The sequence below is a fragment of the Janthinobacterium sp. genome, assembly GCF_031995485.1.
Lineage (GTDB): Bacteria > Pseudomonadota > Gammaproteobacteria > Burkholderiales > Burkholderiaceae_D > Janthinobacterium.
The window spans coordinates 46,309-57,027 of record NZ_DAMAGB010000048.1 but is presented as its reverse complement, the minus strand read 5'-3'; the positions used below and the strand labels follow the sequence as shown (position 1 = coordinate 57,027).

The 10,719-nt window shown below is 63.7% G+C and carries 8 protein-coding genes; 1 reads left to right on the top strand and 7 read right to left on the bottom strand.

The annotated features are described in order from the left end of the window. Positions 1-1,625, top strand: a 1,625-nt coding sequence (locus RTQ46_RS22250) for a flagellar biosynthesis protein FlhA (protein WP_312439769.1), incomplete at its 5' end; no start/stop codon positions are given. Positions 1,626-1,711: 86 nt separating this feature from the next. Here RTQ46_RS22250 and RTQ46_RS22245 read toward each other — a convergent pair. The 7 genes from RTQ46_RS22245 to RTQ46_RS22215 all read right to left on the bottom strand — a co-directional run bounded on the left by RTQ46_RS22245 (position 1,712) and on the right by RTQ46_RS22215 (position 10,676). Beyond that, positions 1,712-2,761, bottom strand: coding sequence for a hypothetical protein (locus RTQ46_RS22245; RefSeq protein ID WP_312439768.1), 1,050 nt, complete (start codon positions 2,759-2,761; stop codon positions 1,712-1,714). Between the two features lie 95 nt (positions 2,762-2,856). Further along, a complete protein-coding gene (locus RTQ46_RS22240; protein WP_312439767.1) occupies positions 2,857-4,026 on the bottom strand; it encodes a flagellin in 1,170 nt (389 codons plus the stop codon). Between the two features lie 119 nt (positions 4,027-4,145). Further along, positions 4,146-7,166, bottom strand: a complete 3,021-nt coding sequence (locus RTQ46_RS22235) for a tetratricopeptide repeat protein (protein WP_312439766.1) — start codon at positions 7,164-7,166, stop codon at positions 4,146-4,148. 43 nt (positions 7,167-7,209) lie between these two features. Then, on the bottom strand, positions 7,210-7,974 hold the full coding sequence (locus RTQ46_RS22230) for a class I SAM-dependent methyltransferase (protein ID WP_312439765.1): 765 nt from the start codon (positions 7,972-7,974) through the stop codon (positions 7,210-7,212). Continuing rightward, complete coding sequence (locus tag RTQ46_RS22225; protein ID WP_312439764.1) at positions 7,971-8,987, bottom strand: hypothetical protein; 1,017 nt, start codon at positions 8,985-8,987, stop codon at positions 7,971-7,973. Before RTQ46_RS22225 ends, RTQ46_RS22230 begins: the two co-directional genes overlap by 4 nt. Next, entirely contained in the window at positions 8,984-9,955 is a 972-nt protein-coding gene (locus RTQ46_RS22220) for a hypothetical protein (protein ID WP_312439763.1), read from the bottom strand. Before RTQ46_RS22220 ends, RTQ46_RS22225 begins: the two co-directional genes overlap by 4 nt. Before the next feature lie 43 nt (positions 9,956-9,998). Continuing rightward, a complete protein-coding gene (locus RTQ46_RS22215) occupies positions 9,999-10,676 on the bottom strand; it encodes a metallophosphoesterase family protein (RefSeq protein ID WP_312439762.1) in 678 nt (225 codons plus the stop codon). Positions 10,677-10,719: the final 43 nt, after the last annotated feature.

Below are 10,719 nucleotides of genomic sequence, written 5' to 3'. Positions count from 1 at the left end.
GCAAGCAGATGGCGATCGACGCCGACCTGAACGCCGGCCTGATCAACCAGGAAAAAGCCCAGCTGCGCCGAAAGGACGTGGCCGCCGAAGCGGACTTCTATGGCGCGATGGACGGCGCCTCGAAGTTCGTGCGCGGCGATGCGGTTGCCAGTATCCTGATCCTGATCATCAATATGGTCGGCGGCGTGGCCATCGGCTCGCTGATGCACGACCTGTCGTTCGGCGACGCGTTCCGCCAGTATGCCTTGCTCACCATCGGCGATGGCCTGGTGGCGCAGATTCCGGCGCTGCTGCTGTCGGCCGCGGCCGCCATCCTGGTGACCCGTATCAGCGACTCGGGCGACTTCGAGCAGCAGGTGGCGGGCCAGGTACTGACCTCGCCGACGGTGCTGTTCAGCGCCTCCGGCATGATGGTGGCGCTGGCCCTGATTCCGGGCATGCCGTGGTTGATGTTCATGACGTTTGCGGCGGTGCTGGCGTTTGTCGCCTGGCGCCTGACGCAGCAGCGCGTCAAGGCGCCCGACACCTCCGGCATGGCCGCCATCGAAGCGGCCCTGCTGGGCGACAAGCCGGCCGAACTGGAATGGCAGCAACTGCCGGCCGTGCAGCCGCTGATGGTGATGCTCGGCTATAAACTGGTGGGCATGGTCGACAAGACCCAGGGCGAGCCGCTGAACAAGCGCGTCAAGGGCGTGCGCCAGAGCCTGTCCGAAGCGATGGGGCTGTTGCTGCCGCAGATCGGCGTGCGCGACGACCTGGCGCTGAAACCGTCGCAGTACACCATCATGCTGTCGGGCACGGTGGTGGCCCAGGCCGAAGTGCAGGCGGACCGCCTGATGGCGATCCCGTCGCCCAATGTGTACGGCCAGCTCGACGGCATTCCCGGCATCGAACCGGCCTACGGCATGCCGGTGACCTGGATCGAACCGAGCGCCAAGGCGCATGCGCTGGGCATGGGCTACCAGGTGATCGAGGCGCCGAGCGTGATCGCCACCCATTTGTCGAAAATGATCCGCGAATACCTGCCGGAACTGTTCCGCCATGAAGACGTCTCGCACATGATGGAGCGCCTGAGCGCGCTGTCGCCGAAACTGTCGGACGCGCTGGGCAAGGCGCTGACGCACACGCAGCTGCTGCGCGTGTTTCGCGTGCTGCTGGCCGAGAATGTGTCCCTGAAGGATATTGTGCCGATCGCCACCACCTTGCTCGACAGTTCGGAAACCACCAAGGATCCGATCCTGCTGGCGGCCGAAGTGCGCTGCGCGCTGCGGCGCCAGATCGTCGGCGGCCTGTTCGGGCAAAAAATGGAAATGCAGGCGTTCAACCTTGGTGGCGAGCTGGAGAACATGCTGCTGGGGTCATTGAACCAGGCGCGCCAGTCCGGCAAGGTCACGCTCGACAACTACCCGATCGATCCGCACCTGCTGTCGCAGCTGCAGGTCAACATGCCGGTCGCGCGCGAGCAGATGAAGCAGCAGGCCACGCCGCCGCTGCTGCTGGTGCTGCCGCAGATCCGTCCGCTGCTGGCCCGCTACGCGCGCCTGTTTGCGCCGGGCCTGCACGTGCTGTCGTATAACGAGATTCCGGAAAACCGCGAAGTGAGCATTATCGGCACGGTGGGGTAGGTCGGGCAGGTCGGATTAGCGCTTCGCGCGTATTCCGACAACACCACGGTCATGGCCGGCGATGTTGTCGGATTGCGGCCTGCGGCCTAAGCCGGCCTTCCCGTTTCATGTTCCTCATCGAGCGGCAGGATTTCCACCTGCGTGGCGTCGCCCCAATACTCCTTCGGCGCCGCCACTTCCTTCGACACGACCACCGGTTCTTCCGCTGCGGCAGGCGCCGTTGCCGGCTCGGCCGGATCGTGCGCCGCTTCGGCCGGCGGGCGTGTCAGCAGCAGCGCCACCTCGGCCATTGCCTGGAACAGCGGCTGCGACAATGCGGCGGCGGCCGCCTGCATCGGATAGCCGGCCTGCACGGGCTGCGCATGCAGCACGCGGTTCAGGCGGCAGCGCACCAGCCGCAGGCCGGCCTGGCGCACGCAGTCGGCGAGCTCGGGCAGCCTGCGGCGCAGGTGCGCCAGCGCCAGCTCATCGTCGGCCGCCAGCTCCAGCAGCACGCCATCGCTGGCCGGCTCCATCTGGATGACGACCCGCCCGATATCCTCGATCAGCAGTTCGACCCGCAGCGCCACGCGGCCTGCGCGCTTGCGCGGCGCGTCGTCCTGGTCGCCGCCGGGCAATACGCGCAGCAGCAGGCGCTGGCCGCCCCAGCCGTAGACGGCAAAGCGCCACGCTTCCGTATCGAGCGGCAGCGAGGAACGCGCCACCGGCTGCTGCTCGGCCATCAGCAGGTTGCCGGGCAGGTGCTGGCCGCGCGCGTGTTCCTGCAGCGCCGCGTATTGTTCGCCATAGGTTTTCACCATCACGCGCCAGGAGGCGGCCAGCTGCGCCGCATCGGGCGGCTGCCAGACCAGCTGGCGCGTAAAAAACAGTTGATTGACCTGCATCGCGCTGCTGTCGCGCGCGGTGGCGCCCAGGCTTGGCTCGCCGGAATTGGGTTTGATCAGGGCTGCCAGGCCGTCCTGCGCCTGCTGCAGCTGCGCCGGCAGGGCGCCGGCATCGGGCGCGGGCGCCATGAAGGGACCGATGGGCACCAGCGGCTGCACCACGCCGGGCGTCATCGGCGTGGCCGGGCTGACGTCGAGGCGCTGCGTGATCAGGGGCAGGGCATTGCCTGCGGAAATGCGGTCTATCGCCATTGCTGTTCCTCCCGCCTGGGATGAAAAAAAAGCCAACTGCTTGCGCAGTTGGCTCTGGTCTGCCTGACCTGAACCAGGTCAGGAGCGTCCGGCTATTATTGCAGCAGGGACATGACCATCGACGACATGCTGTTGCTTTGTTTCAGCATGGCGGTACCAGCTTGCAGCAGCATTTGCGACGCGGTCATGTTCGAGCTTTCGGTCGCGAAGTCGGTGTCCATGATGCGGCCGGTTGCGCCGGCGGTGTTGGTGCTGACGTTGGCCAGGTTGGTGGCAACGTGGTCCAGACGGTTGCCCGCTGCACCCAGAGCCGAACGTGCCGTGCCGACCGAGTCGATCGCCGCTTGCAGTTTGTCGATCGCTGCCGACGCGCCGCCGACGGCGGTCAGTTCGGTACCGGTCGACGACGAAGCCGCGCCGAACGTGTTGTACTCGGAGGTCGCGCCTTTGATGGCAGTGTGCATGGCGTCCAGTTGCGACGACAGGTCAAAGCTCATCGATTCGCTGGTCGACGCGCCGATCTGGAAGTCCAGGTTCGCGCCGAACTTGCCACTGCCTGCAGCGGCGGTCAGGTTGGCACTTGCCAGTGCGTGGAACGCGGTCGAGGCGGCCAGCTTGGCTTCAGCAACAGCGTTGGCTTTGTCAGCGTTGACGCTGGCTACCGATGCGTTGGTCAGTGCCAGTGCGGTGGCGGTGGTTGGCGTGGCGGTGTAAGCGGCTTGTGCCGAAACCAGCGTTGCAGCGGCGGTGGTTTTGGTGCCCAGGGTACCGGTGGAGGTGGTGCCAACAGCGGTGGTGTCGTTGTTTTTTTCGACCAGGGCTTTTGCCACGTCGTCGGCAGTTGCCTGTTTCGACATCAGTTTTGCGCCAGCGAACGAGGTGTTGCCCAGAACGTTGCTCAGTTCGTTGGTCAGCGTGTCAAATTCAGCTTGCATTGCGGCGCGGTCATCGGCAGTCGACGAACCATCGGCAGCTTGCGTGGCCAGGTCTTTCATGCGGACCAGGATGTTGACGGTCTCGCCCAGGGCGCCGTCGGCGGTCTGGATCATCGAGGTGGCGTTCTGGGTGTTGCGCATGGCCATGGCCATACCGCTGGTTTGTGCTTTCAGGCGGGTTGCAATTTGCAGGCCGGCAGCGTCGTCCATTGCCGAGTTGATGCGGTAGCCGGTGGAGAGGCGTGTCATCGAGGTCGACAGCGATTGTTGGGTTTTCGAGATCGACGATTGGGCGGACAGGGCCGCTGCATTGGTGTGAAGGCTCAGCATGAAGGTGCTCCAGTTAAGTGGTTACGGTGCGGAGCAGCAGTTTTTTGCGCTCTCCCAAGTACAAGACGACCATTGCCGCAGGAAAATTAAATTCTTTTAAGAAATTTTTGAATTTATTTTCAAGTTGTTGAAAATCCATCTCCTTGCGCCAGGCCTTGCCGCTGCAGCACTGCGCCCAGTTCCCGGTGCAACTGGGCATCGTCCGGTACCAGTGCCAGCGCCAGCCGATAGTGTTCGGCGGCCCCTGGCAAGTCTCCGGTTTCTGCCAGCACGGTGGCCAGATTGGCGTGCGCCAGGGCGTAGCCGGGATCGATCAGCACGGCCTCGCGCAAGCTGGCAGCTGCGCCGGCCATGTCGCCGGTGGCATGCCTGGCGCTGCCCAGGTTGCCATGGACTTCGGCAAAGCCGGGATCGAGTTCGAGCGCCCGCAGATAGCAGGCGATGGCGGCAGCATGGTTGCCTGCACCTTGCCACGCATTGCCGAGGTTGCCATGTGCCTGGGCATCGCCCGGCGCCAGTTGCACTATCTGCTCGAGTGCCGGCACCGCATCCTTGCCTTGCAGTTGCAGCGCGGTACCAAGCACGCTCCAGGCAAACACTGCGGCGGGATACTGCGCCACCAGCGCGTGTGCCGCCAGTTCCATCTCGGCGTGCAAGCCGGCGTGGTACAGCTCGGCGATATGGCTGGCGCTGGCGTCGGGCACGCTGTCAACCGCTTCCTGCAACGCGCGCTGGGCGCGGGCCAGGGCGGCCTGCATGTCCGGCGTATCGAAGCCGCGTCCGATGGCATTTTCCAGCACCTCGGCGGCCGCCGCTGCCTGCGCCGACTGCAGCAAGCCCTGCGCGTACGACAGGATGAATTGCACTTCGCCCGGTTCGCTCAGCATGGCTGCGCGCAAGTACGGCAGGGCCTTGTCGGGATATCCCAGTTGCCCGGCCAGCAAACCCATGTTGTGATTGGCGATCGCATGCTGTGGCTGGCGATGAATAATTGCAAGATACAGCGTTTCCGCCTCGACAAAACGGCCGGCCTGGTGATGCTCGATCGCCAGCACCAGCGCCGTATCGACATTGACCGAATGCAGCGCCTTCATGCTGGCCGCGCGCTGGGCGAGCGAGCTTTGCGCAGGGTCCGCTTCGAAAGCGGCGGCGGGCAGGCCGGCGCACCAGCGCTGCCACATGGTGCGCAGCGCGTTTTCCAGGCCGGCGGCGATCAGCGCCGGCTGCCCTGCCGCAGAGTTGTTCAGCCGTGCGCGCATGGTGGTGCGCAGCCGGGCGAGTCCGGCGATGTCGCTGGCGATGGCGACGCCTTTCCGTATGAAGTCGGCCTGGTCCTGCGCGATGAACTGTGCCAGGTCCAGGTGGCCCAGAATGGCCGCCCCGACCCGGCTCGGCAATGTCTGGCCGACCATGGTCAGCGTCGGCACGCCCATCCACAGCGCATGCAAGGTGGTGGTGCCGCCCGTATACGGCCAGGTGTCGACGCAGACATCGACCAGCCGGTGCATGGCGAGATAGGTCTGAATGTCGGTGACGGCATGAAAACTCAGCCGTTCGGCAGCGATGCCCTCCTGCTCGAACCAGCCGCGCAGCATCTGCGTGATCTGCTCGCTGGGCATGCCGGCGACCAGCATGCTCGCCGACGGCACGGCGCGCAGCAGGCCGGACCAGCGGGCGACGACATCACGGCTGATCTTGTTGGCACGGTTGAAACTGCCAAACGTGACATGGCCGCTGGCCAGCGCCGGCGCGGGCGAGATGGCTGGCGCCTCCGGCGATGGCACGTAGGGTGCGCAGGCTGGCAGCAACAGCAGTTTTTCGGTAAATTGATCGTCGAGCAGGCCGGGTGGTGAAAAATGGCGGTCCGTCAGGTAGTAATCCATCGACTGCAGGCCGGTGGTCATCGGGTAGCCCATCCACGTTGCCTGCAGCGGCGCCGGCTTGCGCGCGAATGCCGGCAAGCGGTTATAGCCGGTGTGGCCGGACAGGTCGATCAGGATGTCGATGCCGTCCTGGCCGATCAGCTGGGCCAGCGCGTCGTCCGGCAGGTCCTGCACATCGTGCCACCTGCCGACAACGGCGCGCAAATGGGCGGTAATGTGATCGTTCACCTTGTTGTTGCAATAGACAACAACTTCCAGCCGCGCCGCGTGCATCAGGTTTTCCAGCACCGGGGTAATGAAATTGGCCATGGCATGGTTGTTCAGATCGGCCGACACGATGCCGATGCGCAGCACGCGTTGCGGATCCGGCAGGTTCCGGTGGCGCGGCCACAGGGCGCGCAGCGGGGTCTCAAACTGTTCGCCGTAGCCCTGGTGCTCCCTGAACAGGGTGGCCGGATCGGTGCCGGCGCTGTGCGTGAGGGCGAACAGCATGTTGCTGTACATCTCGTTCCATGCGGGATTGATGCCGATGGCATGGCGGCAGGCCGCCACGGCCTCATCGATGCGGCCCAGCTTGCTCAAGGTGGCGCTGAGATTGTTGTGCGCCGCATAAAACTGCGGATCGTTCTCGATGGTATGGGAAAAATGGATCAGCGAGTCGTCCAGCTTTTCCAGCAGCAGTTGTACCGTGCCCAGGTTGAAATGGGCGGAGGCAAAATGCGGGTCGATCGCCAGCGCGCGCCGGTAATGCTGCACTGCCTGCTCGATCTGCCCCTGGGCCTGCAATACCGAGCCGATATTGTTGTGCGCATGGGCATGCTCAGGTGCGATCGCCTGCATCTGGCGGTATGCCGCCATTGCTTCATCGAGCCGGCCTGCCGCCTGCAATGCATTGCCCAGTTCGTTAAGCGTCTGCACATTGCTGGCATCGAGCGCCAGGGCCGCCTGGTAGCTGGCGATGGCCTCGTCGTGACGCCCGCTTCTGGCCTGCAGCTCAGCCAGTTTGCTCCAGGCTTGCAGCGAGGAGGGCGACAGCCTGACCGCATGCCGGTAAGCCGCCTCGGCGTCCGCCAGCTTGTCCATGGCCTGCAGCGCCATGCCGATGCTCAGGTGGATGGCCGCGTCGGCGGGCAGCGTTGCCTGCGCCGCCTGGTAGTCGGCCAGCGCCGCATCGATTGCCTGGTCTGCCTGGCGTTTGGTGACGGAAGGCAGCTGCCGCTGGCGGGGTGGTACGGATGAGGCAAACTTCGGGCGCATAATCGATTCAGGTGGAAGAGGGTAAGGGGCCGCCGGCGCGGGATCAGGCGCGTGGCGGCACGGCGGGTTCGCACAGCAGGAAGATGCTGGAACATAAATCCGGATACTGCTGGCCCAGCTGGTAGCAGCCTTCCAGGTAAGCCGGCGAGATGATGTCGGTTTGCAGCAAGCGATCCCATTGGAAGTTGGCCAGCGCCTTGAAGAAGATGCCGGAACGATGGGCCACCTTCAGCCCGGCCTGTACGGCATCGCGTTCCAGCGTGTCGAGCGCATAGGTGCGGCGGTGGCCGTGCTCGGCTTCCGCCGGCGTGACCGCCGCATTGTGGCTGATCAGTCCCATCTTGACCGCGATCTGGCGCGACGGCGCATGCGCGTTCGGGCACACCAGGAACAGGCGTCCGCCCTCGGCCAGCCATTCTTCGTTGATGCGGCGCAGGACGGCGACCGGATCGTCGAGATGCTCCAGCACATGGGTCAGGATGATGTTGTCGTAGCGCCTGGGCAAGGTGGCGGTTTCAAACGTGGAATGCATCACCTGCACCTGGTCTCCCAGCCGGCGGCGCGCTTCCGACACGGCCTCGTCGGAGGCTTCCACGCACGTGATATCACTGAAATAAGGCAGGAAGCGCCGCGTGAAGTCGCCCTTGTAGCTGCCCAGCTCGAGCAGGCTGCCGGCTTTGAAAAACGGTTCGAACGAGCGGATCATGTAGGGATGCATGACATCGAAATCGAAGCCATACGAATACTTTTCGTTCGCCTGGTTGGCCGAATCGTCGAGTTCCTGGTTGTAGTTTCTGGACGTGCTCATGGTTGGCTCTTTGACTGGGGGGATATTGCATTGATTGCACTGTCGGGTGTGGCGGACGCCGCGTCGCACAGGCGGGCCAGGCCAAAGCCATGCCTGCCGAATTCATTGCCGTTGTACAGCATGTAGATGGCGCCGCCGAGTTCGAACGTATGCGGATAGCACTGCATCTGCGCATCCCATCCGTCGGGCGACACGTCGATCCCGGCCAGGCTGTCATCGCGCTGCCACGTGATCAGGTCATGCGACCAGGCATAGCCGATGCGGTAGGCGCTGTTGCTGTCGGTCCTGAAACCATGTGCTTGCCGATAGCAAAAATACATGTGATGGCGGCCGTCGCGTTCAAAAATGGTGGGCAAGGCCTGGCATTCATCGTGGTTCAGGCGATCCGCGATGATGGGCTTGCCATCGCGCTGCCAGTCGATGCCGTCGCTGGAGGTGGCATGGGCAATCTTGTAGACACGGTCGGCTGCCTCGTCAGGGTGGAATTTTTTCCAGGCCGTGCCAAAGATATACCACATGTGATACACGCCGGCATGAATCGCGACATAGGCGTCGGCCACCAGGAAAGGCTCGTGCAGGGAAGCGGACATGACCGGTCCGTTGCCATATTTTTCGAACGTCAAGCCGTCGTCATGGCTGATGGCCAGGCCGATGCTCGCGTCCACCGACACCGAGACCTTGCGGTTCCAGCCGGTGGTATAGGCCAGCACGCGCTGGCCGTCGCGCACCATATTGACGGGAAAAATCCCATGTTCGTCGAAGCAGCCCAGGCCACCCAGGGCGATCACGCTGCCGGTCGACACGCCGAGGATGGTGCGCAGGTCCAGCGCGACATCGACGAACGCCACATGGCTCAGGTATTTGCCGGTCTGGTCGCGTTTGCGGGTCGAAAAATAGATGCGCAGGCGGTCATGCAGCAGCAGCGTTTGCGGCGATTGCGCAAAGCCCGTGCAGTCCAGCGGCAGCTGATGGTCGGCAGGATCGAACAGCTTGCCCAGTTTTTCCCATTTCATGGCGCGCTCCAGTCTTGCGGCGCGTGCAGTCTGGCCAGGCCCATGCCGGCACGGCCCATTTCATTGCCCTGGTAAATCATGTAAGTGGTACCGTCCACCTCGAACAAGTGCGGGTAGTTGACCATTTCGGCATCCCAGCCCGTCTCGGACACGTGCATGCCGGCCAGTTCGTCGTCACGTTTCCAGTGCAGCATGTCGGGCGAGCTGGCGTAGCCGATGCGGTAGCCGCCCAGCCGGCTCTTGTAGTCGCGGATGTCGCGATAGGAAAAGAACATATGATACAGGCCGTCGCGGAAGATGACGTCGGGGCAGGCCTGGCATTCATGCTCGCCCAGCTTGTCTTCAATCAGATCGTGGCCATGCTTGACCCAGTCGATGCCGTTATCCGAAGTGGCCATGCGGATCTTGTAGATCGGTTCGGGCAGGCCTTGCGTGGCGCGCCATTCTTTGCCGGCCACGTACCACATCTGCCATTGCCGGCCGTATTTGCGCACGCGCGGGCTGCCCAGCAGGAACGGTTCGTCGTGGCTGTAGCCCAGCACCGGTCCCGGTCCCAGGCGCTGGAAGGTATCGCCATTGTCCGCGCTGACGGCAATGCCGATCGCCGCGTTGAAGCGCACCGACTCGCAGCGCGTCCAGCCGCCGTAATACACGCGCACCTGTTCGCCGTGGCGGATGACGGTCAGGGGGTTGATGCCAAATTCGTCGAAGGTGCCGATAGCGCCGAGTGGCAGCGGCGGGGCCGGGCAGATATTGGTGACCTTCAGCAGATTGCCGCGGTCCAGATCGATATACGACATGTAGCTGACGTACTGGCCATCGACCGGCGCCGGCCGCGAGCAGAAATACACGCGCACGCGCTCTTCGTCCACCAGCACGGTGGGCGACTGGGCGAAATCATGCATCCAGTTGCCATCGTCCAGATCCTTGGGGTCGAACAGCTTCCCCAATTTTTCCCATTTAAACATTACCTTTGTCCTTTGCCAAATTGCACCATGATCATGTGGCTGCTCAATCCTGCAGGCGCCTGAGCACCCGGGAGCCCGTTTTCAGGCCGCCGTAATAATAGTCGTTAAACCCCGCCGCAGCCATCAGGTCGAACACCACCTGCATGTCGTATGGCACGCGGTGCAGCGTGAAGCGGCCTTCGGCATACAGCGCAAAGGCGGCGCGCGGATCGCCATCCCTCGGCTGTCCCACCGAACCGGGATTGCAGTAGCTTTTGTCGCCGTAGATTTCCAGCCGTTGCACATGGGTATGACCCGACACGAACGCCCGGCCCTCGACCTGCGCGAAGTATTCCGCGCTGGGCTTGAGATATTCATCGATCGGGTCGCCCCAGCCGCCATGTACCACGCGCACGTCGCCTGCCAGCAGCTGCACCGGCAGGGTTTTCAGCCAGGCCAGGTTGGCCTCGCTGATCACCTTGCGCTGGTAGGCCAGGCAATCGTTGACGCTGCGCGAGCGCGTGCAGAAGCCGCCGCCCGCCATATACCAGTCGTGATTGCCCATGACACAGGGTATGGCGCGTTCGCGCAACAGGTCGCAGCATTCATTGACCTGGGAATAATAGCCAACCACGTCGCCGGCGCACACGATCTCGGTGACGCCCAGGCGGTCGATTTCCGCCAGCACGGCCTTGAGCGCTTCAAAGTTGCCGTGAATATCAGAAATGAAGGCGATCGTCATAAAAAATATGTTCCTCTACATAGCGTACCGCGTGTCCGCGGCG